The 19,820-nt window shown below is 44.8% G+C and carries 24 protein-coding genes; 8 read left to right on the top strand and 16 right to left on the bottom strand.

Going from position 1 to position 19,820, the window contains the following annotated elements; all coding sequences use genetic code 11:
• Position 1: 1 nt before the first annotated feature.
• Positions 2–1,357 carry an AAA family ATPase gene (locus QUA88_RS20455; protein WP_333273490.1) on the top strand — a complete coding sequence of 452 codons (1,356 nt, stop codon included), beginning with the start codon at positions 2–4 and terminating at the stop codon, positions 1,355–1,357.
• Position 1,358: 1 nt separating this feature from the next.
• Positions 1,359–1,895: a hypothetical protein gene (locus QUA88_RS20450; RefSeq protein WP_333273488.1), complete on the top strand. Its 537-nt coding sequence runs from the start codon at positions 1,359–1,361 to the stop codon at positions 1,893–1,895.
• Between the two features lie 79 nt (positions 1,896–1,974).
• Here QUA88_RS20450 and QUA88_RS20445 read toward each other — a convergent pair whose 3' ends face one another.
• Positions 1,975–2,169 (bottom strand): hypothetical protein, encoded by a 195-nt coding sequence (locus QUA88_RS20445; protein WP_333211449.1) that lies wholly within the window; start codon positions 2,167–2,169, stop codon positions 1,975–1,977.
• Between the two features lie 203 nt (positions 2,170–2,372).
• Here QUA88_RS20445 and QUA88_RS20440 point away from each other — a divergent pair, with 203 nt between their 5' ends.
• The gene (locus QUA88_RS20440; RefSeq protein WP_333055356.1) at positions 2,373–2,843 is read left to right on the top strand and encodes a hypothetical protein; all 471 of its coding nucleotides are present in this window, start codon (positions 2,373–2,375) and stop codon (positions 2,841–2,843) included.
• A gap of 78 nt (positions 2,844–2,921) precedes the next feature.
• On the opposite strand, the gene QUA88_RS20435 is transcribed toward QUA88_RS20440, so the two are convergent.
• The 5 genes from QUA88_RS20435 to QUA88_RS20415 all read right to left on the bottom strand — a co-directional run bounded on the left by QUA88_RS20435 (position 2,922) and on the right by QUA88_RS20415 (position 4,496).
• Positions 2,922–3,116, bottom strand: coding sequence for a hypothetical protein (locus QUA88_RS20435; protein WP_333055355.1), 195 nt, complete (start codon positions 3,114–3,116; stop codon positions 2,922–2,924).
• Between the two features lie 142 nt (positions 3,117–3,258).
• Entirely contained in the window at positions 3,259–3,471 is a 213-nt protein-coding gene (locus QUA88_RS20430; RefSeq protein WP_006631307.1) for a helix-turn-helix domain-containing protein, read from the bottom strand.
• Between the two features lie 75 nt (positions 3,472–3,546).
• Positions 3,547–3,765 (bottom strand): helix-turn-helix domain-containing protein, encoded by a 219-nt coding sequence (locus QUA88_RS20425; RefSeq protein WP_293135490.1) that lies wholly within the window; start codon positions 3,763–3,765, stop codon positions 3,547–3,549.
• 218 nt (positions 3,766–3,983) lie between these two features.
• Positions 3,984–4,196, bottom strand: coding sequence for a helix-turn-helix domain-containing protein (locus tag QUA88_RS20420; protein ID WP_006631308.1), 213 nt, complete (start codon positions 4,194–4,196; stop codon positions 3,984–3,986).
• A gap of 87 nt (positions 4,197–4,283) precedes the next feature.
• Complete coding sequence (locus tag QUA88_RS20415; protein WP_006631307.1) at positions 4,284–4,496, bottom strand: helix-turn-helix domain-containing protein; 213 nt, start codon at positions 4,494–4,496, stop codon at positions 4,284–4,286.
• Positions 4,497–4,677: 181 nt separating this feature from the next.
• Between QUA88_RS20415 and QUA88_RS20410 the strand changes: the two genes are divergently transcribed.
• On the top strand, positions 4,678–5,148 hold the full coding sequence (locus tag QUA88_RS20410; protein ID WP_333055354.1) for a hypothetical protein: 471 nt from the start codon (positions 4,678–4,680) through the stop codon (positions 5,146–5,148).
• Between the two features lie 41 nt (positions 5,149–5,189).
• Here QUA88_RS20410 and QUA88_RS20405 read toward each other — a convergent pair whose 3' ends face one another.
• The 9 genes from QUA88_RS20405 to QUA88_RS20365 all read right to left on the bottom strand — a co-directional run bounded on the left by QUA88_RS20405 (position 5,190) and on the right by QUA88_RS20365 (position 15,445).
• Entirely contained in the window at positions 5,190–5,396 is a 207-nt protein-coding gene (locus tag QUA88_RS20405) for a hypothetical protein (RefSeq protein WP_333055353.1), read from the bottom strand.
• Positions 5,397–5,648: 252 nt separating this feature from the next.
• The gene (locus QUA88_RS20400) at positions 5,649–6,971 is read right to left on the bottom strand and encodes a CO2 hydration protein (RefSeq protein WP_333209656.1); all 1,323 of its coding nucleotides are present in this window, start codon (positions 6,969–6,971) and stop codon (positions 5,649–5,651) included.
• A 109-nt stretch (positions 6,972–7,080) separates the two neighbouring features.
• The gene (locus QUA88_RS20395; protein ID WP_333055351.1) at positions 7,081–7,467 is read right to left on the bottom strand and encodes a NirD/YgiW/YdeI family stress tolerance protein; all 387 of its coding nucleotides are present in this window, start codon (positions 7,465–7,467) and stop codon (positions 7,081–7,083) included.
• 151 nt (positions 7,468–7,618) lie between these two features.
• The gene (locus tag QUA88_RS20390; protein ID WP_333209652.1) at positions 7,619–9,172 is read right to left on the bottom strand and encodes an NADH-quinone oxidoreductase subunit M; all 1,554 of its coding nucleotides are present in this window, start codon (positions 9,170–9,172) and stop codon (positions 7,619–7,621) included.
• Positions 9,173–9,462: 290 nt separating this feature from the next.
• Entirely contained in the window at positions 9,463–10,182 is a 720-nt protein-coding gene (locus tag QUA88_RS20385; protein WP_333055348.1) for a carbonic anhydrase, read from the bottom strand.
• 104 nt (positions 10,183–10,286) lie between these two features.
• Positions 10,287–12,146 carry an NAD(P)H-quinone oxidoreductase subunit F gene (locus tag QUA88_RS20380; protein WP_333055347.1) on the bottom strand — a complete coding sequence of 620 codons (1,860 nt, stop codon included), beginning with the start codon at positions 12,144–12,146 and terminating at the stop codon, positions 10,287–10,289.
• 498 nt (positions 12,147–12,644) lie between these two features.
• On the bottom strand, positions 12,645–13,628 hold the full coding sequence (locus tag QUA88_RS20375) for a glycosyltransferase (RefSeq protein WP_333055346.1): 984 nt from the start codon (positions 13,626–13,628) through the stop codon (positions 12,645–12,647).
• A gap of 331 nt (positions 13,629–13,959) precedes the next feature.
• A complete protein-coding gene (gene mraY / locus QUA88_RS20370) occupies positions 13,960–15,075 on the bottom strand; it encodes a phospho-N-acetylmuramoyl-pentapeptide-transferase (RefSeq protein WP_333055345.1) in 1,116 nt (371 codons plus the stop codon).
• Between the two features lie 130 nt (positions 15,076–15,205).
• Complete coding sequence (locus QUA88_RS20365) at positions 15,206–15,445, bottom strand: DUF3134 domain-containing protein (protein ID WP_190659900.1); 240 nt, start codon at positions 15,443–15,445, stop codon at positions 15,206–15,208.
• Between the two features lie 412 nt (positions 15,446–15,857).
• On the opposite strand from QUA88_RS20365, the gene QUA88_RS20360 reads away from it, so the two are divergent.
• The 3 genes from QUA88_RS20360 to QUA88_RS20350 all read left to right on the top strand — a co-directional run bounded on the left by QUA88_RS20360 (position 15,858) and on the right by QUA88_RS20350 (position 18,963).
• Positions 15,858–17,534 carry a glycosyltransferase family 4 protein gene (locus tag QUA88_RS20360; protein WP_333273481.1) on the top strand — a complete coding sequence of 559 codons (1,677 nt, stop codon included), beginning with the start codon at positions 15,858–15,860 and terminating at the stop codon, positions 17,532–17,534.
• 255 nt (positions 17,535–17,789) lie between these two features.
• Complete coding sequence (locus QUA88_RS20355) at positions 17,790–18,374, top strand: PAP/fibrillin family protein (RefSeq protein ID WP_333273478.1); 585 nt, start codon at positions 17,790–17,792, stop codon at positions 18,372–18,374.
• Between the two features lie 328 nt (positions 18,375–18,702).
• The gene (locus QUA88_RS20350; protein WP_333055342.1) at positions 18,703–18,963 is read left to right on the top strand and encodes a hypothetical protein; all 261 of its coding nucleotides are present in this window, start codon (positions 18,703–18,705) and stop codon (positions 18,961–18,963) included.
• A 14-nt stretch (positions 18,964–18,977) separates the two neighbouring features.
• Here the strand turns inward: QUA88_RS20350 and QUA88_RS20345 are convergent, their stop codons facing one another.
• Positions 18,978–19,112: a hypothetical protein gene (locus QUA88_RS20345; RefSeq protein ID WP_333055341.1), complete on the bottom strand. Its 135-nt coding sequence runs from the start codon at positions 19,110–19,112 to the stop codon at positions 18,978–18,980.
• Between QUA88_RS20345 and QUA88_RS20340 the strand changes: the two genes are divergently transcribed.
• Positions 19,111–19,779 carry a Uma2 family endonuclease gene (locus QUA88_RS20340; protein WP_333055339.1) on the top strand — a complete coding sequence of 223 codons (669 nt, stop codon included), beginning with the start codon at positions 19,111–19,113 and terminating at the stop codon, positions 19,777–19,779. The two genes, QUA88_RS20345 and QUA88_RS20340, sit on opposite strands and share 2 nt — an antisense overlap.
• Positions 19,780–19,820 lie beyond the last annotated feature (41 nt).

The raw sequence follows: 19,820 nt of genomic DNA, 5'->3' as shown, positions 1-19,820 counted from the left end.
CATGGTTCAACTGTCTTCTGACTGGAATAATGAGGCTTATGTGTCTCTGCATCTGGTTCAGACAATGCTAGAGATGGCGGGTTTGCCTCGCAAGAGTAGTTATTCTCACTGGATTCCAGAGTTTAAGGTTAAAGTACCCAGGCTGATTGCCAATCATCAGATGGATTGGACTCAAAAAGAAGTTGATTTCTTAGTAGAAGACGTGAGCCGGTATATTAACTTTCTGGTTGAAATTAAGACAGCTAAAACTAGACTTGATGAAGCAGCTCGCACTCAGTTAGGAACGTATCTGAAATACTCTCATACAAAATTTGGGATACTAATTGACCCATTTTCAGTAGAGATTTACGAATATACACAAGGGTCAGCGACTCTAAAGTGCAAGCACAATATAGAAAACCCAGAACAAGTTCAACCAGTAGCAAATTTTGTTAGAAATTTTTTGGATACAGTTAAAATGCGTACAATTGCAATTTACACAGCTAAGGGTGGAGTTGGCAAAACCACGTTAGTCGTTAACATCGCTTATGAATTAGCGAAAATAGGTAATAGAGTTTTAGTTGTTGACTTGGACGATCAAGCTAATGCTAGTTTATCTTTAGGAGTTAATAAAGCTGATGAGTTAGATAATGCTACCAATTTGAAAGAGTTTGTCACAATTTTGGAGTCCTTTAAAGAGCGAAAAGAACTCATTGAATTTTTAGAATACTCCTCAGCCAATTTGAGCTATAAGGAATGTATTCAACCTTCATCTTTAAATAAAGTTATCAGTCTTGCTAAGGGTATAAAGGGAAGAATAGATGTTATCCCAGGTAGTTACAAAACGACAGACAGTAACATTTTAAAATTAGGTGCTTTTTGGAATAAGAAACTTGACAATGCCCTTTGGAAATCAGGTTTGTCACACGATTATGACTATGTAGTTATTGATACGCCCCCTAGCTTTACTGCTGTTACTCAGAATGGTCTCATTGCTGCTCAGTATGTCATTATACCTTCGCAAATGGAGTATCTCTCAGTATATGCAATTAGGAAACCCATAAAAGAGGCAAAAGAAATTCAAGACAATACCAATGGTACAAGAGGAAATATCTTAGGAATAGTTCCTATGATGGTTGAAAATGTCAAGCTACACACTACTATAAAAGCTTTAGTTTCTAAGATATTCCGAGATATTCCTCTTCTTACAGAGATAAAGCGAGCTACCGCTGTTGGTCAAGCTTCTCATGCTCGCCAACCTCTTTCTTTATTTGCTGAGCAGAATAAAGCAGCGAGTAGTGTAGCAACACAATTTTCAACTTTGACCGAACAAATCGTCAAACAAATAGATAACTTAGAAAGGAATAGCAGTAAGTAACATGGTCAACTTTTACAAAAAACTTGAGAGCCAACCTGCTCTTTTATTCTTAAATCAGATAGAAGTTTCTCAAGAAAAGTCAGGCACCTCAACCTCACTCCTCAAAAAAGTTTCCCAATCTGTTAGAGATTGGAACTTTAACCTGTCTCTGCCTATTGTTTGTCTCACCGATGAAGAAGATCAATACCATTTACTCACAGGTTTACCGATTTATGAAGCAACTAAGGAAGCTAATCTAATCAGGCTGTGGGTGTTTGTGATTGCAGCCAAACAACCAGAAGCAGAAAAGGCTATTGAACAAGCTGTTTTGCAGTCAAAGCTCAATGAAAGAGTTGTTGAGCCTCAAGATATTACAGATTTCTTGGATTTTATTAACAATCCCAAATCTGACCTTACCTCAATCCCTGGAGTTAAAGAGGGATACGCAAAGCTGATCCGCGATAAGCGTGTTTATAGCTCTCTGGAAGATATGCAGAAAAAACTAGGTGCTAAGCGGGGCTTAAATTGGCTAAGAGCATACAAGCAATCAAAAAGCTAAGCTCGCCAGTTCTTGAAGTTTTGAGAAGTGCGATCGCCCCGAACCTCACTTCACCAAAATGGCGATCGCCCTTATCTCTTCAAATCTCCCCATTCATCTGCATTTGATGCACCTTGTCCGCCAACTCTTGGCGGCTTTCCTTATCGAGTGCATCAATTGCCAGCATTCCCAAATACACTACTTCTTTCTGAGTTAGTCTGGTCGCTAGCGCTTGTTTTTGAATGACTTCCTTGATCACGGAACTGACCGCGATCGCAGTATTAGTTTTAGCCACGAAGAATAATCAACTATTAATAACAACTTTCCTTGATGTTACCATCCTCCATCCGATTAAGTACAATAATGTTTGACTAACTACAGTTAATCATGCTATAGTGTAAAAAATACAAAAAAGCGATCGCCCCCGGTCTAGACAACTTAAGGCTGATCGCCTTTAAAACTTATGTAGACAGGTATCAACTGTCTAAGTTATCCACCATGATAGCAGCATTCCAGCTAAAATCAAGCACCTTCGCCTGCTCCAAAATTATCCACAAGTCCCCAGTCCTTCATCCGCTGGCAAGATTTGTCACAGAAGAAACTGTTGCACTGCTGTTCAATATCTCAACAGACCAGATTTACCGCATCGAATGCTGTCGCTACATGGTCTACGTCCACGCCAAAGGCATCAGTCGGTTTGTCAGTTATGCCGATTTTCCGCCAATTTTAGAAGTAGAATTACCGAAACTTCAAGACTTTGGCAGATGGTACAAACGCTGGAAAGGCAAAAAAGCACCTGATTTTTGGACACAATTTTATATACATCAATTCAAATACGCTACTACTGCGGATAAACAGCTTGCATGGGGCCTCTTGGTAGCTGTAGTCAAATCCCTATTCTCAGAAACAGCTTTGCAACAACTCCGAGATGCTTATTTATACGAAAAATATAGGCGGGAAAATTTTTGAATATGCGATCGCCCCGAACCTCACTTCACCAAAAGGGCGTGAAGCGTAGCTATCCCGTAGGGAATCGCCCTTTTCCCCTCAAATCTCGCCCTTTACCTGCATCTGATGCACCTTATCAGCCAACTCTTGTAAGCGCTTTTCGTCTAACTCGTCGATCGCCAGCATCCCGACATAGATGATTTCCTTCAGCGTTAGCCTGGTTGCTAGCGCCTTTTTCTGCACAAGTTCCTTAATTATGGGGCTAACCCCAATGGCGGTACTGGCTCTAGTCACAAAGGTAACGGGAGATTAACAACTTAGACTAAATCTTAGCACCTTTAAGCTGAGCTTTTATCTGCGATGCCAACTGCTTAAGCGCGTCTTGACAAGACGAGACACAAGGGTTTATAGTGGAAAAGTGGAAAGGTTGATCGACCTATTCCTCCAAAACCTCAACCAGATCCTCAATCATCACATCAAAAGTCCGAGCTAACTTCCGCAGGCAAGTAAAGTCAACCATTGCCATTTCAGGACGACGAGCATAGCTTCTGACAGTGCTATAAATTACCCCGGAACGATCGGATACTTCCTTAAGCGTCCAGCCCTTCTCCGCCGCTAGTTCCCGAATTTTTAGCCTGACTAAACCCATGCTTGACAGTTGATGCAATTCTTAGGTTGACTCACCATGATATCTGAAAATCAGTCAATATCGTGGCCGATAGACCTATTCCTCCAAAATCTCCACCAAATCCTCAATCATTACGTCAAACGTGCGAGCCAACCTGTGCAAGTAGGCAAAATTAACGGTTGTCATGCCTTGACATTGGGCGTAGTTTCTGATGGTGCTGTAACCAACGCCCGATCGATCGGAAACTTCCTTAAGTGTCCAGCCGTTCTGGGCCGCAAACTCCCGAATCCGCAACCTCACTAAGCCTTTGCTCATACTGACTTGACAAATGACAATCTGCTGTCGTTTAATATTAGATATCTGAAAAAGCGATCGCCTCACGTCTGGACAACTAAGGGCGATCGCCTATTAAACCTAATCAGGACAGATAATCTCTGTCCTGCACATCTACAACAAAAAGATGTACACACCTACAATCAAGAGATGCGTCTATTATGATATCAGAAACTCCGGCAAAATCGCGGACGATCTACCTATTCCTCAATAATCTCCACCAAGTCCTCAATCATCACATCAAAGGCCCGCGCTAACTTGTACAGGGCGGTAAAGTCAACCATTGATATTTCTGAACGACGAGCATAGCTGGTTATGGTGCTATAGATCACGCCCGATCGCTCAGCCACCTCCTTGAATGTCCAGCCTCTCTCGGCCGCTAGCTCTCGCACTTTAACTCTGACTAAACCCATGCTTGACAAATAATGCAGTTGCGTTTTAAGATAATTGCATCTAAAAAAGCGATCGCCCCCGGTCTAGACAACTTAAGGTCGATCGACCTATTCCTCCAAAACCTCAACCAGATCCTCAATCATCACATCAAAAGTCCGAGCTAACTTCCGCAGGCAAGTAAAGTCAACCATTGCCATTTCAGGACGACGAGCATAGCTTCTGACAGTGCTATAAATTACCCCGGAACGATCGGATACTTCCTTAAGCGTCCAGCCCTTCTCCGCCGCTAGTTCCCGAATTTTTAGCCTGACTAAACCCATGCTTGACAGTTGATGCAATTGCGTCGTACAATTTTATATGTAAAGAGCGATCGCCCCCCGGCCTGGAAAACTAAAGGGCGATCGTCTGTAAAACCTAATCTGGACAGATTATTTCTTTCTATCAAAAAGTGCATTTGCCATATCCAGAAGTCTACTAACCATATCCAGAGGTGTACTAGCCATGATATCAGAAACTCCGGCAAAATCGCGGACGATCGCAGAATCCAGAATAATTCACAAATCGCCAATCCTGCATCCGCTGGCGAGATTCGTTACCGAAGAAACAGTTGCACTCCTGTTCAATATCACAGCAGACGAGATTTACCGCATCGAATGCTGTCGTTACATGGTGTACGTTCACGCCAAAGGCATCAGCCGCTTTGTTAGCTACGCCGATTTTCCTCCTATTTTACAAGTACAGCCGATCGCACTTCAAGATTTTGGCAGATGGTACAAACGCTGGAAAAGCAAGCAAGCACCAGCATTTTGGACTAAATTCTACACGTACAAGTTCAAAAAAGCTGTTTCCGTTGACAGCTTGCTAGAGTGGGGCCAATTGGTAGCTACTGTTAAATCGGTCATTTCTGGGCCCGCGCTGCAACAGCTACGAGATGTCTATGCCCAAGAAAAAGATTTGATGGATAAATTTTAAAGTGCGCTCGACTTAATCCTACTTGAACTTTCAATTAAATTTTAAAACACTTCATCTTCGATTCCCAGCCACCATTCCCCCAGATTCATTAAATCTTTGTGGATATCGGTAAGTTCTGTCATATACTCTTCAGCAGAAATCTCCGATCGCCTTTCTTGCAATTTTTTCAGCCGCAGTTGCACCAACAGCCAAGGTTTGGAAATCCCATCGGTTGCTTCGATATATTTGGCTAGCTGTTTGCTGTCCATAGTTATTGATTATTTTTTATATCGGAATGATTAAACCGCAGAGAACGCAGAGAACGCAGAGGAAGAGAAGAGAGAGATGAATAATTCTGAGACCAACTAATCTAATATTATAGGACTTTTGAAACGGCTTAAAAAGCTCTGATTTTTCCCAGTCGGTTTCAACCGACTTGAGCTTTGAGCCAGGGGTTGAAACCCCTGGCGGACTAACGGATTGGCGGACTTGGAAGCTAATATGCCTCCCGCAAACATCTTTTACCTATAATCCGAAGTCTGAATATTCTTGAGCTTCGCAGCATATTTCATGCCGTATTCCGGGCGACAGAAGCGATCGATCTGAGACTCAAAGAAAGCCCGATTTGCCTTCAAATGCTTTGGATTCGGGTCATCTAAAGGATACAAAAGAGCAGTCCGTAACGCTTGAATCACCGCCGAAGTTACGCAGTACATCGATCGCTGGAATGTCACCCCAATTTGATTTAGGATATCATCTTCACCGCGACAGCGCTGTTTGTAGAAATCCATCAAATAAGGCGGCAGGAAATGCAGCATATCTTGTGCTAGCAAAGTCGGCGGAATCCCCGCCGTACCTACCGGGAATTTGTCTGCATACAAAACTCCGTAGTGGAAGTCTTTTTGGTCGTCAGGAACTTCTCTAGCTTGAGCGTTGTAAGATTTGGTGCCTCGGAATGGCGAAGTGCGATAAAATACAGCTTCCACGTAAGGTAACGCTGCTTCGTAAAGCCAAGTGAAACCTTTAGATTTGGGGATGATTTCGTAGGTTTCACCGTCGATTTGGACATGGTGGTAAATGGGTCTTCCGGCGATCGCAAATATGCCATTTACTAGGAAATCCATCGCCTGCGGGACTGTGGTAATTTTCCCTTCGTCGTACAAGTCGGAAACTTCAAAAAACACTGGTGCCATTACTTCCCAGAATAAACCGAGATTGCTGTAATAAGACATTTGGCGGCACTGTTCTAAAAACATTTCGGGAAATGCTTTGTGAATTGCCAGCATGAACGGGTCTTTTTTGAAGTAAGCTTTAATTGCGCGATCGGCATTAGCTTTATATTCGTCACTGTCCAAATAAGGATCGAATTGATTGGTTGGGACGTACAAGCCCCGGTGCCAAAGCATTGACCTCATGCACTCTTCGGCAAATTCCATGTTAATGCGATCGTGCCACAAATGATGGAACAGTCGCGGGAGTTTACCAGTTTCACCCTTCTCCATGAACTCCAAAAGTTCTGGGTGGACACTTCCAGTACCGCGCCAAATCCGCAAATCTGCACCGTCGCCTGCATAGTGATTTTGTAAATCTAAATACTCTTGCGGTAAAAAGTATTTAAAGAAAGGAAGCGGGTGTAAAAATACTCGTTCGGCGATGTAAAGCAAATCCCGCCAGTAGAAGTCCATCGGCACCGCGTAAGCTTTCCAGATAGCGATGATTTGCATCAGATTTTCCGGCGTATCTGGAATCATAGCGCCGCCCGCTTCCAGTCTGTGAATTATTTCGGCAAATTCGTGTTTTGAAGGGGGTAGTTTAGTTGCTGGTTTATTAGGGGTTTGTACCATTGTTTCTTCCTTTGTTTGACTGAATTTTACTATTTATAAATTGCTCTATTCGGGAATTAGGTTCTCCCAAATCTCATGCTTTTCGGAAAGATAGCGCTGCTTTTTACAGTTATTTTTCCTCTTTTCCAGCCCAAGGAGGCGGGCCTTGTGGAGAGCGGATGTTGATAATTGATCCGTTCGACAGAGTTATCGAAAAAGCATCAAATTCGCCGTCATCCATTTCGCCAACAACGGTAATTGTTTCCCCTTCTGATAGATTAATATTGCGCCACCTGCGCGGGCCGGCATCGACTTTAACTTGACCGCTGCCGTCATTTAAAATCCACTCATTTTCATCAGCTTCTCCAAAACCGACTACTCGGCCAGAGATGGTAATTCCTGTTTTCGATGCTGGCAAATCGCGAATTCGAGTTATAGCTTGTGCAAAAGCAGAAGTTGCCATTACTAAAAGAAGGGTTGTAACGGCGGATACACTGAAAAGTTTTTTCGGTTTCATGAGCGCTCATCTCCTGGTATTTATCTGGAGGCTCTGCGTCCAAAATCTTGCATTAAAATTGGATACAGAGCCTAGTAACGAGTAGATATTTGTGAGGCAGCATAGTCGGACACAAGGCAAGTGCCGACCCTATTTTAATCGCTGAACTATCTCAGTCTGCGGAGACAGACTTCGTTTGTGTAAAGGCGATTTCAATCGCTGATTTTTTCCAAGGATAGCTAATAGCAACTTGGGTATTCCTGTCAGCCGGCAGAGTAGCAACGATCGCATTTGTAGTCGATTCGCTCCACTTGAGCAGCCAAGCAGGTTGAATTCCCAACACGAAAATGATGCCCGCCAAAACCAGCGCCGGCATATTTTCAGCAAACGTAACTGGAGGGTAGTAAGCCGTGGCATTGTCCAACTTCCCAAAACAGGTGCGGTTGAGCAGAATCACAAAGTAAACGGCTGTTAAACCCGAAGCTAAAATGCAGATTAAAGTGGGAATTGGAAAGATAGAGAAACTGCCTTGAAATACTAAAAATTCGGCAATAAAACCCACCAAACCGGGAATGCCGGCGCTTGCCATGCCGCCCAAAACTAACAGGGAACTAGCCGTGGGTAAACCCCGCATCGGATTCATCAAACCGTTGAGCACGTCCAAATCTCGCGTGCCGACTTTGCTTTCGATGATGCCTACTAAATAAAATAGCAAAGCTAAAATTAAGCCGTGGCTTACCATTTGCCCGACTGCACCGATTAATGCCAGCTTCGTACCCGCAGCGCAGGCAACGAGGATGTAGCCCATATGCCCGATCGAACTATAGGCTACCATGCGTTTGATGTCTTTTTGGGCGATCGCGCTCAAAGCACCGTACATCACGCTCACAGTCCCGATAATCGCTAAACCGGGAGCGATAATCGACCAAGTTTCGGGAAACATCTGCAAGCCAAACCGCACTAAACCGTAAGTTCCCAACTTCGCCAGAATCCCTCCCAGCAAAATTGCTGTTGCTGGCGAAGCTTCCACGTAAGCATCCGGTAGCCAAGTATGCAGTGGCACCAAGGGAATTTTAATTCCCAACCCAATTAGCAAAATTGTTAGCAGGATTAACTGCACATTTCTCGGCAATTCTTGAGTGGTAATCGCACTGTAATCGAAATTTAAAGAACCGCTAAGCCAAGCCACACCCAAAAATGCTGCTAGCACTAAAAGTCCCGAAACTGCCGTGTAGATCAAAAACTTCATGGCAGCGTATTCCCGCTGCTTTCCGCCCCAAATCGCAATCAACAGGTAAAAAGGAATTAATTCTACTTCGTAAAACAGTACAAACAGCAGCAAATTTTGAGACATCAAAGCTCCGGCAATACCAGCATTGATTAGCAAAATCAAAGCGTAGTAAAGCTGGGGGCGCTCCATCTTTTCGCCCGTGCCGTAAATGACTAATAGCGTCAGCAAAGCACTTAAAACCAGCAGCGGCAATGACAAGCCGTCAATGCCCAAATTGTAGCTCAAACCTAATTGTGGAATCCAAGGCAAATATTCTTGAAATTGCAGTCCCGAATTTGCTGGATCGAATTGAGTTAACAGCCAGATATTCAACAGGAAAACAACAGCAGCAAAAGCTGAGGCTATTGAACGCAGGCGCATCCCATTTATGTTTCCGGGCAGGAACCCGACTACCGCAGCGCCCAACGCGGGCAACCAGAGCAAGGCACTAAGCATAATGTGTGAAGAGTAAAGAGTAAAGAATCTATTGAGAGTTGATAGTTGATAGTCAATCTTTGAGAGTTGAGAGTTGATAGTTGATAGTTATCAAGCGTCAATTGTCAAATTTCAATTTTTCGCTGTTACAAACCCCTCGCTGTCAATTGTCAACTGTCAATTGTAGGCTGTTAAAACCCCTTGCTGTCCCAGGTCAACTGTCCCAGGTCAACTAACTCTGGGGGCGGGCACGGGGGCACAGCCCCTACCAACTGTCAACTGTTAACTGTTAACTGTTAACTGTTAACTGTTTAAGACTCAACCAACCTATTGATGAGACCCGTATCTAAATCGTAATAGCCACCCACCACTTTCAGTTTATTCTCCAGAATTAACTGAGAGATCACTGGAGATGCTTTTAATTTTCTAGTTTGCAGGATAACATTTGCTTTTGAAGCATTTTCTAGATGATCGCCCGTTTGGTTTTTTGAGCTTTCTACAGCAGGCTTAATGGCGTCGAGCAAACTGCCAATTTGACCGGGAACTTGAGCACCTTTAATGGTAGCTTCTACCGCACCGCACCTTTTATGCCCGATTACCATCAGCACTTTTGCTCCCAACACCAACGTGCCAAATTCCAGGCTGCCAATTTCTTCGGGAGTCGCCACATTGCCGGCGACTCGACAGACAAATAAATCTCCAAATCCTTGGTCGAAAATAATCTCGGAAGGGAAACGGGAATCCGAACAGCCGAGAATAGCAGCAAAAGGTTTTTGAGATATGGCCACTTGGGCGAGATCGGATAAGTTTTGGTTAAAACCTCGGCGTTTTTTTTCAACAAACCGCTTGTTCCCGCTCATTAACTTTTGCAAAGCTGCATCGGGAGTCATGTCATTTTGAGCAATTGCTGGTTCGGGTGCAGCCAAATCAGCGCCTGCTCCTGCTGCGAGTATCCCTGTACCAATGGCTCCTGCGACAAATTTGAGGGAATTGCGTCGGGAAAGATTGAAGTGTCTGTTGTCTGAGGTCATTTATGCTGCCTTATTTGAACGAGTGGGAAATCTTTGTTCAAGATTTCAGGTTTTTAAGATTTTAGATTAAAACTGTCACCTAAAATCTTCAATTTTATATGTCTTTACCCGCCTACAATCAGCGACAAGCGAGCTAGCAAAGGCCAGCTTATGAGTAGTCCCAAAACTGCTACTCCGAACAGAATTGTTAGGGCGTAAAACTGAGTTTGACCGTTAACGTTGTATTTGAGGCTTTGCCCGCCGAAAACCGTTGCAAAACCGATTAAGTTCGCGAATCCGTCAACAATATTGCGATCGAACCACGAGATGATTTGAGCAACTAAACCGACTGCAAATATCACAGTCACCCGGTAAAGTTTTGCCGTGTAAAAGTCGTAAGCAAAAAAGTCTTGCAAAGCTTCAGAACCAATTCGTACCGGTTTTTCCCATTTTTCGTTCAGGTAAACAAATGCTCCGGCACTGATGCCGATCGCCGTTGACAAAACTAGCAATCCAGTTGCGGTATAATTCAAACTTGCCCCCGGCACTAAATGCCACGCAGCCAGCAAGTGCGGAACGTGCAAAGTAAAGCCCATTAAAACAGTCATCGGCAAGATAAAAGGCCAGTGAACTTCCGGCGAACGTTCGGTCATTTGCTTTGGTTTGCCGCCAAAAACTAAACCGAAGACGCGCACCAACCCAAAAGCAGTTACACCGTTGACAAACAGCACTATTCCTAACAAGGAAGGGTGAGCTTCCGACAGTCCTGATGTGAAGTCTTCTAAAGCCCAGAAGCAGCCGAAGGGCGGTAGTCCCACCAATCCAGCGCTACCGACAATAAACGATATTGCCGATATTGGCCGCTTTTCCCACAAACCGCCGAGAGATCGGACATCCTGAGTGATGCTGTTCCAAACTACCGAACCGATGCTCATCACCAGCAAACCCATGGCCAAACTGTAGGCAAATATTAATGTCAGGGCTGTCTGGGCTTGTCCGGTGCCGACGGCGATAAATACTAAGCCCATGTAAGAGCTGACTATATAGGAAAGCGTGCGCTTGATGTCAATTTGGGCGATCGCAATTAATGAAGCGCCAACCGCCGTCGCGGCGCCTACAATAATAGCTGTCTTCAGTCCGATCGGCGACAAAGCAATCACCGGCTGCAACTTAATCAATATCCAAGCACCAGTTTCCACAACTACGGTGTTCCGCAAAATCGTCGCCGGTAGCGGGCCTTCCATCGCCTCATCCAGCCACAGGTGCAAGGGAAACTGAGCGCACTTACCCATCGGGCCGGCAATCAAGGCTAAGCTCAACAGTGTCGCTACAGTAGGGTCAAGCTTTGCAGTTTGAGCCCAAACAGCCAACTCATCAAAATTCCAAGTTCCAGCCAGCGGCAGAATTGCGACTACTCCCATCAGCAGGAATAAATCTCCCACCCGCTTGGTTAAGAAAGCGTCGCGGGCTCCTGTCACCACCAAAGACTGATTGAACCACAGCCCGACTAACAGGTAAGTGCCCAAAGTCAGAACTTCTAAAATCATGTAACTGAAGAAGAGGGAATTGCACAGTACCAAGCCGCACATCCCCGCTTCAAACAGCCCCATCAGGGAAAAGAACCTCGCCCAGCCCCAGTCCATTTCCATGTAACCGAAAGCATAAATCTGCGCCAGCAAGTTCAGTCCGGTAATCAAAACTGTCGCCCCGACGGTGACAGCAGAGATTTCTACGGGAATGGTTAAGTCTAAACCTGCTACATTCAGCCAGGGAATTAACTGGTGTTGCGCCGGTTGGTTCCAGATAGCTGTCAGGGCTATGACGCCGTGTAAGAAAGCGAACAAGGTTAAGATGGCGTTCACGTAACCGGATGGTCTTGGCCCCGTGCGGCGGGTAACTGCTGGAAACCACAGCATCGACAGAACTCCGCCGATAAGTGGATAGCAAGGTATAAACCAAACGGTCTGGAGTAAGATTTGAGCCATTGGCATTACCTGTAAAGGTTACAAAAATTTAAAATTCTGAGAATAATTCCGATCGGGCAAACAACAGCACGGCGAAAGCCAGAAGGCAGAATTAGAGGCTATTTTGGCGTCAGTATTCGAGTTACTCGTTGTTTTGATACTAGGCGGGAAGAATAGACTTATTAATTTTATATTAAGTATTGCGTTAAATTTTCATATTTCTGATTCAGCATACTTATCTATACCGATAACCTCTACTTATAGGTATATAGGGGCGGGATGGTGTACAAACGAATATTTGTCGATCGCACATCTTGCACCATTTTGAGGAACAGGCAAGATGCCTGTTCCACAAAGAATTCAATTTTTTTGTGGGGAGTAGGGGTTGGGCTTCCTGCCTGCCCGTGAAATGCTTATTTAGAAAAGGCAAGATGCCTGTTCCACAAAGAATTCAATTTTTTTGTGGGGAGTAGGAGTTGGGCATCCTCCCCGCCCGTGAAGTGCTTATGGTCTAAAATATTAAAATCGCTCAATCTGCCAAGCTGCTAAAGGAAGTTTGGCTTGGCGCTGTCCGATCGCCCTTGCCCTAACATTCACTAGACCGATCGGCGTATTAAACAAATCTACCATATCGGCTTGGGCCATCGCACTTTTGGCAGCAGCCACAGGAAATTCTTTTAACAGCCATCTAGCCAGCCGATAAAAATATTCCGGTGCTGTCAATTCTCGCATCAAATCGACACCGTGGAGTTCGTGCAAATATTTATTAGATTCGCCGTACCGATACCATTGACTTTGCAACTGTTTTATTGTATAACGGTGGCGGTGTCGGACGATCGCATTTTCGGCAAAATACATTTTATAGGATGTTTCGCGCAAAATCCGCCAACACAAGTCAGCATCGCCGCCGCTGGTGAGATGCGGGCGAAATAATCCTATTTGTTGTAAGACTAGCCTCCGTACAGCTAAGTTGGCGGTTTGACCGTAGGGACAAAAAGGGTGAGCGAGGGTATGTTTTTGAGATAAAGTATTTTGGCGATCGGCGTGTTGTTCTAAGATAGTTTTACCGGGCAAAGCGAGTATTTCCCCAGCGCTAATTCCTACTTCTAAGTCAACAAATGGCTTAACTAAATTTTCCAGCCAGTCAGATTCCGGGCGACAGTCTGCATCGGTAAATGCAATGATTTCGCCTGTGGATGCGCGAATTCCTTGATTGCGGGCGGCGTAGGAACTTTGAATCTGATTTTCGGTGAGGTGGCGAATGGTTATGTGATTGAAATTGCTTCCTCCCGTTACCAAGGGGGGGAGTGAGGGGGGGTTAGAGGCTGCTGTTTGGAGGATTGCTGAAGTGCGATCGCGACTGTTGTTGTCTACTAAGAGATATTCTACTCTGTGTGGCGGATAAGTTTGCGATCGCAGGCACTCGATCAACTCCGGCAAATCCATCTCGCCGTTGTAAACAGGCACAACCACCGAAACCTCCGGTAAAAACGTTTTAGTCATTCAGAAACAACCGTAAACGATAGCATAACTAATATTGAGTAAGATTAAACGAACCGCGAAGGCGCTAAGGAAGATAAATAAGCAAATGTAGTTCTTCCTTTGTCCTAGAACCCTCTTCGCGGTTATTCAAATAATTAAAAAGTGTTACTAATTTCCATTGCATTAACTGAGGATATCAATTCTCAAAATTATAACTTCCGAGCCTTAAACAGGCAAGATGCCTGTTCCACAACTGCATTCAGTTATTGTGGAACAGGCATCTTGCCTGTTTCTATGAAATAGTAGAAAATATCTCTTACATCCCCTGTGCAATCCGTCACGCAATCTCTTCTCAAATGTTGCTAGTTAACATCAGAATCATTAACACTAACGCCCCGTTAGTTAAATAAAAAATGCCAACAACCTGAGTTTCCAACCACCCGCACAACTCTAAATGATGGTGCAGTGGAGCCATTCTTAACAGACGCTTGCCGATTCCATCAGGCCCTTTTGTAGCTTTGTAATAACCTACTTGAGCAATTACTGACAGCGTTTCAATAAAGAAAATCCCGCTGATAATTAATAATATCCAAAGGCTATTTGTTAATAAAGCTACCGCACCCAACGCACCGCCCAAAGCTAAAGCACCTGTATCGCCCATAAACACCTTGGCTGGATTGCGGTTGTGTGCTAAGAAACCGAAACAACTGCCGCTGATGCAAGCGCAAAATATCATTAATTCTGGCGAAGTTGAGGCTACAGATGCGCCCAATCCCAAAAGTGCGATCGCCCCCAAACCTCCCATCAACCCGTCAACACCATCGGTAAGATTAGTAGCATTGCTTTCGGCAACTAGCACAAAACCAGCCAGCGGCCAGAACAGCAAACCTAACGGCAATACCCAACCGAAAGGCAAAGCAACATTCGTAGAAATTGCAGGTTGATGAAACATCAGCCACAGACAAAATAGAGCAGCAAAACTTATTTGCAAAGCCAATTTCATCCGAGGTGAAATACCTTTGTTCGACTTGCGTCGCAGAATTTGCCAGTCATCGAGCCAGCCAATGAAACCGTAAGCTAAAGTTAAAGCCGATACGGCAACAACATCTAAGTTAAACTTAGACCAAAGTAAAGCGACTGCTACCCCTGCAGGTATAAAAAAGATGCCTCCCATTGTCGGCGTTCCCGCTTTTTTCAAATGGGCTTGGGGGCCGTCTTCGCGAATTATTTGTCCTGCTTTTAGTTGCTGGAGTACGGGCACCACTGCATAGCCCAACCCCGACGCAACTACAGCACAAACAACTAGCGGCATAAATAGCGATGCAGGTAAATTCAAAAATCTACCCGCTACTACATCTAAACCGATCGCTACAGTGCCGAGCCCCAAACCCAGCAGCAGGAATAAATTCTTGCCTGTAAGTTTGAAAGGCAGACTAAAAGAGATTTTCTCATCCAAAAAGTTATCCATAACACTCCTCACCACACACTATTTGAGAATAAGCAATTGACAATGGGGGAATAGGGTGCGATACAGGAGATTGAGAAATCTCTGAGTTTTTCTTCCCTGTTTCCGGTTGATTTCTTCACCCTTTTACCCGTTATTCTTCGCCTACACTCACATCCTCTTCTACTTCATCTTCTAAATCATCGTAAGGACTGTCGTCAACTGCCATCAGTTCAGAAATTTCTTCTTCGTGCAGATAGTCGGGTTCTTGGACATCCCTTGCTAACAGGCGATTGTTAGATTCCAACCAGTCTAAAAGAGAAGATTGCTGTTTTAATGGAATTACATCCGCAGGTAAATGGCGAGGAATTTGACGCAGAGATGGGTTGTACATGATTATCGGTTTTTAAAGACAAAGACGCGATCGAGTAGAGGTAACGTTTTGCCGACGAACTGCTGCTTTGATCAAGCACTTGCAAATCGGGCATTTAGCAAGGCTAAAGCATTATACCACAGGCACTGTTTGGTTCCGGATCGGATAAGATGGGAGACCCAAAAGGCGATCGCCCCCAAGCATGGGCATGAGGATAGCACTAAAATCCGCTCTTGCCAATCCTTCTTTAGCCGTAAGCATTGTACTCTAAGACGATCGTCTTTAAGATATCGCGGGACAAGCGGCGATCCTGTTCTGCAAGCCTCCCTAACAGCAAGGGTTTGATTCACAACAGTCTCCTGGTTTTTCATCAAAGCCTGATCCCGAATGCCCTCTGGCTTCTTCAGTCAACTCTCAAGCAATAAATCTCAGAATGGATATAACGGCAGCGGTTTTATACAACAAAGAGGGCTACCACACCGGAGGCAAAAAACTTCTGGGGCGTCATTCAGCCGGAGAAGGGTTTCTCAAAAGCTTAGTCCAACACGGAACCGCCGACTCTCTCTACTGTTGCGCCGATAGCGAAACAACCTTTAAGGAGTTTTGTTCGCACATCCAACCTTGGCTGCAAACACCTCGGAAAGTCCGCTGGATTCCCATGGAACGACCGGATTTGCTATCTCAACCGGGCACAATTTACCGACCCGATCCGGTTCTGTCGCAGATGGTTTGGGCGCGCAGATTTGTCGATCAGCGGGCCTACAGCGTTTGCGGCGTTACTCACACGATCGGTACAAAATACATCATGGAGGCGATCGGCGATTTGATCACCGCACCCATGCAGCCTTGGGACGCCCTGATCTGCACATCTGCCGCCGTGAAAACAGCAGTAGAAGGAGTTATGAGAGAGTGGTCTGAATATTTAGCCCAGCGCAACGGCGGTAAACCGGAAATTTTGGTCAAATTCCCCGTTATTCCCCTCGGAGTCGATTGCAGCGCGTTTCCGCAGGGTGTGGAAGCAGTGAATATTCGCCACCAAATGCGACAAGAACTCGGCATTTCTCCCGAAGATATTGTTGTGTTATTTGTCGGTAGATTGACTTTTTCTGCAAAAGCTCATCCGGTACCCATGTACATCTCCCTAGAACGGGCGGCACAACAGACAAAAGCCAAAATCCACTTAATTCAAGCCGGTTGGATCGAAGATCCGAGAGAAGAACCCGACTTTAAAAAGAGCGCGCCAATATTTTGTCCCTCGGTGAATGCTATTTTTTTAGATGGGAGACAGCCCGAAATTAGAATAAATATTTGGTCGGCGGCCGACATTTTCATTTCGCTTTCCGACAACATTCAAGAATCCTTCGGACTGACACCAATAGAAGCCATGGCGAACGGACTCCCGGCCATAGTCTCCGATTGGAACGGATACAAAGAATCTGTACGCCACGAAATAGACGGCTTCCGCATTCCCACACTCATCCCGCCCCCCGAATCTTGTTTAGATTTAGCCCTAAATTATCTCGACGGCAGCTTAAATTGGCCGACTTACATGGGTCACACTTCCCTCGCCACAGCAGTTGACATTGATGCTTGCACCCTGGCGTTGTGCCAATTAATTGAAAACCCCGAATTGAGAAAGCGGATGGGGGAAAATGCCCGACAAAGGGCGAGGGAAATTTATGATTGGAAAGTAGTAATTGCTGCTTACGAACAATTGTGGCGGGAATTAGCAGAAATTCGCCAGGGGGCACCGGAGTCAGCACCTTTAAAACCTGGGAAGCCGCCTTATCCCCTAGGCGACGATCCGTTTCGGGTATTGGCTAATTATGCGACTAGAAGTTTAAGCAATGAGATGATGCTGAGTCTGGGTGCGATCGCCACACCAGAACTTTTCAAGCAGGTACAGACAATTAGGTTTACCAGTTTTGGTGAGGATAGGAGAACATCTGTTAACATTCAGATGGAGATATTGGAGACAATTAAGCAGGAAGGTGCGATCGGCGTGGGGGAACTTATCCGACGCTACGTTAAAAACGAGCAAGAATTAGCCGACCTGTATCGGACTTTGCTTTATTTGGTGAAATTTGATATCTTAGTTATTAGTTGTTAAGCTGTCACGCATTTAAATTGCATATTCAGGGCGGGCGAGACGCCCACCCCACAAGAATTAGATTGTTTTTTGACATTCTATTTAAATGCACAACAGCTTAATACTCTGCGGAATCGGCGATTAATATCGCTAGTACACAAAATTTCCTCCCTCTCGCTTGAGACAGAAGAAAAGAGCGGTCTGACTTTTGCCTCACCTTCGATAATTAATCCGTGTATTCGTGTCAAAATCCGTGTTCTTCCTTCTTAAAAAATCATGCTTAGAAAATCTGCACTCTTAGAGATAATTGCTGGTAAGAATCGCGGTTTGCTGGCTACGGCTAGCGACAAGCAAGCGATTTTAAGTGCGATCGCCCAATTGGAAGATTACAACCCCACACCACGCCCTGTCGAAGCCGGAGAGCTTTTAAATGGTGATTGGCGGTTATTGTACACCACCAGCCGCGAACTGCTGAATCTCGACAGTTTTCCCTTGGTGAAATTGGGTCAAATTTATCAATCTATCCGCGTCAAAGAATCTAAAATTTACAACATTGGCGAACTTTACGGCTTGCCTTATTTGGAAGGAATTGTCAGTGTAGCAGCAAGATTTGAGCCAACTTCCGAACGGCGAGTGCAGGTGAAGTTTGAGCGGTCTATAGTAGGTTTAAGCAGGTTGATTGGCTATGAATATCCGGGGAAGTTTATCGATGAGATTGAGTCGGGTAAAAAGTTCGCTGCTGTAGATTTCGGGCTGGATACTCGCGAACAGCAGGGATGGCTGGATGTCACTTATTTGGATAAAGATTTGCGGATTGGACGGGGGAATAAAGACAGTGTTTTTGTATTGACAAAAGAGTGATTTTGTGATGTGTGATGTGTGATTAAGTGCGATCGCCCCTTAACTCATACTAAATTTATCTTTCCTTCATCCGCGTTTATCCGCGTTCATTTGCGGTTAACAATCAAAAATATATCACTTTTGCAAACAATTCAACACTTACTAAAACCCTCAAATCCATAGCCGATAAAAGCTTCAGATAGGATAACCGTTAAAACTTAGCGTTAAGAATTGACAATTGACAATTCTTGTGATATGTGCTTGAATTTTAATGGAAAAGGCGTTAGTACATTCCCGCGAAGAAACTTACTAACGCCTTTTGTGTACTCCTTACGAATACAACACGATTATGCCACAAAACGGTTATCAACAGGGATTCGCAGCGAATCCTAGTGCGATCGCGTACCAAAAACGCCTTTACCCTTGGGCGATTGCCAAACTCATGCCCAGTATGCAGCGGGCGATTGTGGGGCGATTTCGCAGTCGATCGGATGCTGACGGGCACTTGCTGTGTCTGCGTCAACTCATGCCTCAAGCAACACTTGTCGTAGTCTTTGACTTGCAACCAGACTTAGAAGTACCAATTGCGGCGCCCACAGCAATTCGATAAACACCGCATCAAAATCAAAGAAACCGGGTTTTTTGCGGTTTTTGCGGGCTGTAACGAGTATTTTCGCAAAAACCCGGTTTCTGGGCATCCAGCAGATAAATATCAACTTCAGTTAGGATAAAAATATCCTCAATTTGCTTTTGAATCATGACTTATACAACTCCAAAATTCATCGTGTCTCAAGTGGGTGAAATTCCCCAATGGCAAGCCGCGACGTGGGAAGATTATGTAGCGGCTTGCGAAGATCCATCTTTGGAGGAAGCCAGAATATTTTTTTATGAAGGATATCTTTGGATAGACATGGGTAATGAAGGAATTAATCACGCCAGATTTAACAACCTCTTGACTCTGGTGTTTGGATTTTGGTTTGTCAGCAAAGGAGGACAAGCTTTCGATGATTTGGGTGGATGTGTAATTGAGAAGCCAAAGGTGGGAGGAGGTGCGCCCGATCGCATTTTATATGTCGGCGGAGAATTCATCCAGTGGCAAAAAGGTGAACCGCGCCGAGTCAATCTGAATAAATCGCGAATCCCCGATTTAGTTATAGAAACTTCCGATACTACTTTGGCCAGCGATTTAGATGAAAAAAAGCGGTTGTATGCTGCGCTGGGAATTCCTGAGTATTGGGTAGTAGATATTAAGGGTGAGAGAGTTTTGGCATTTCGCTTGCAGGAAAACGGGAAATATCAAGAATGCGAAATTTCCGGTGCTCTTGAGGGATTGCCAATTGCTTTACTCTCGGAGACTTTAAAACTTTTGGGTGAGGGAAATGGGACGGCGGCGATGTGGTTTGCTCAACAAATTGGGAAGTTGTAGAGAAGTTAGCGAAAAATGCGTGAAGCATAGCTATCCCGTAG

It is taken from the genome of Microcoleus sp. D3_18_C2, from assembly GCF_036702395.1.
Lineage (GTDB): Bacteria > Cyanobacteriota > Cyanobacteriia > Cyanobacteriales > Microcoleaceae > Microcoleus.
Note: the sequence above shows the minus strand (reverse complement) of the source record. Positions and strands in the feature narration are given on the sequence as shown.

What these genes read in the sequence shown, in the direction of transcription:
- QUA88_RS20350 (WP_333055342.1), top strand. Translation starts at nt 18,703, where the DNA reads ATGCCACAAAACGGTTATCAACAGGGATTCGCAGCGAATCCTAGTGCG.
- QUA88_RS20405 (WP_333055353.1), bottom strand. Translation starts at nt 5,396, where the DNA reads ATGGACAGCAAACAGCTAGCCAAATATATCGAAGCAACCGATGGGATT.
- QUA88_RS20415 (WP_006631307.1), bottom strand. Translation starts at nt 4,496, where the DNA reads ATGGGTTTAGTCAGGCTAAAAATTCGGGAACTAGCGGCGGAGAAGGGC.
- QUA88_RS20355 (WP_333273478.1), top strand. Translation starts at nt 17,790, where the DNA reads ATGCTTAGAAAATCTGCACTCTTAGAGATAATTGCTGGTAAGAATCGC.
- QUA88_RS20430 (WP_006631307.1), bottom strand. Translation starts at nt 3,471, where the DNA reads ATGGGTTTAGTCAGGCTAAAAATTCGGGAACTAGCGGCGGAGAAGGGC.
- QUA88_RS20375 (WP_333055346.1), bottom strand. Translation starts at nt 13,628, where the DNA reads ATGACTAAAACGTTTTTACCGGAGGTTTCGGTGGTTGTGCCTGTTTAC.
- QUA88_RS20450 (WP_333273488.1), top strand. Translation starts at nt 1,359, where the DNA reads ATGGTCAACTTTTACAAAAAACTTGAGAGCCAACCTGCTCTTTTATTC.
- mraY (WP_333055345.1), bottom strand. Translation starts at nt 15,075, where the DNA reads ATGGATAACTTTTTGGATGAGAAAATCTCTTTTAGTCTGCCTTTCAAA.
- QUA88_RS20410 (WP_333055354.1), top strand. Translation starts at nt 4,678, where the DNA reads ATGATATCAGAAACTCCGGCAAAATCGCGGACGATCGCAGAATCCAGA.
- QUA88_RS20360 (WP_333273481.1), top strand. Translation starts at nt 15,858, where the DNA reads ATGGATATAACGGCAGCGGTTTTATACAACAAAGAGGGCTACCACACC.
- QUA88_RS20425 (WP_293135490.1), bottom strand. Translation starts at nt 3,765, where the DNA reads ATGAGCAAAGGCTTAGTGAGGTTGCGGATTCGGGAGTTTGCGGCCCAG.
- QUA88_RS20390 (WP_333209652.1), bottom strand. Translation starts at nt 9,172, where the DNA reads ATGCTTAGTGCCTTGCTCTGGTTGCCCGCGTTGGGCGCTGCGGTAGTC.
- QUA88_RS20345 (WP_333055341.1), bottom strand. Translation starts at nt 19,112, where the DNA reads ATGATTCAAAAGCAAATTGAGGATATTTTTATCCTAACTGAAGTTGAT.
- QUA88_RS20440 (WP_333055356.1), top strand. Translation starts at nt 2,373, where the DNA reads ATGATAGCAGCATTCCAGCTAAAATCAAGCACCTTCGCCTGCTCCAAA.
- QUA88_RS20455 (WP_333273490.1), top strand. Translation starts at nt 2, where the DNA reads ATGGTTCAACTGTCTTCTGACTGGAATAATGAGGCTTATGTGTCTCTG.
- QUA88_RS20420 (WP_006631308.1), bottom strand. Translation starts at nt 4,196, where the DNA reads ATGGGTTTAGTCAGAGTTAAAGTGCGAGAGCTAGCGGCCGAGAGAGGC.
- QUA88_RS20380 (WP_333055347.1), bottom strand. Translation starts at nt 12,146, where the DNA reads ATGGCTCAAATCTTACTCCAGACCGTTTGGTTTATACCTTGCTATCCA.
- QUA88_RS20400 (WP_333209656.1), bottom strand. Translation starts at nt 6,971, where the DNA reads ATGGTACAAACCCCTAATAAACCAGCAACTAAACTACCCCCTTCAAAA.
- QUA88_RS20395 (WP_333055351.1), bottom strand. Translation starts at nt 7,467, where the DNA reads ATGAAACCGAAAAAACTTTTCAGTGTATCCGCCGTTACAACCCTTCTT.
- QUA88_RS20365 (WP_190659900.1), bottom strand. Translation starts at nt 15,445, where the DNA reads ATGTACAACCCATCTCTGCGTCAAATTCCTCGCCATTTACCTGCGGAT.
- QUA88_RS20385 (WP_333055348.1), bottom strand. Translation starts at nt 10,182, where the DNA reads ATGACCTCAGACAACAGACACTTCAATCTTTCCCGACGCAATTCCCTC.
- QUA88_RS20340 (WP_333055339.1), top strand. Translation starts at nt 19,111, where the DNA reads ATGACTTATACAACTCCAAAATTCATCGTGTCTCAAGTGGGTGAAATT.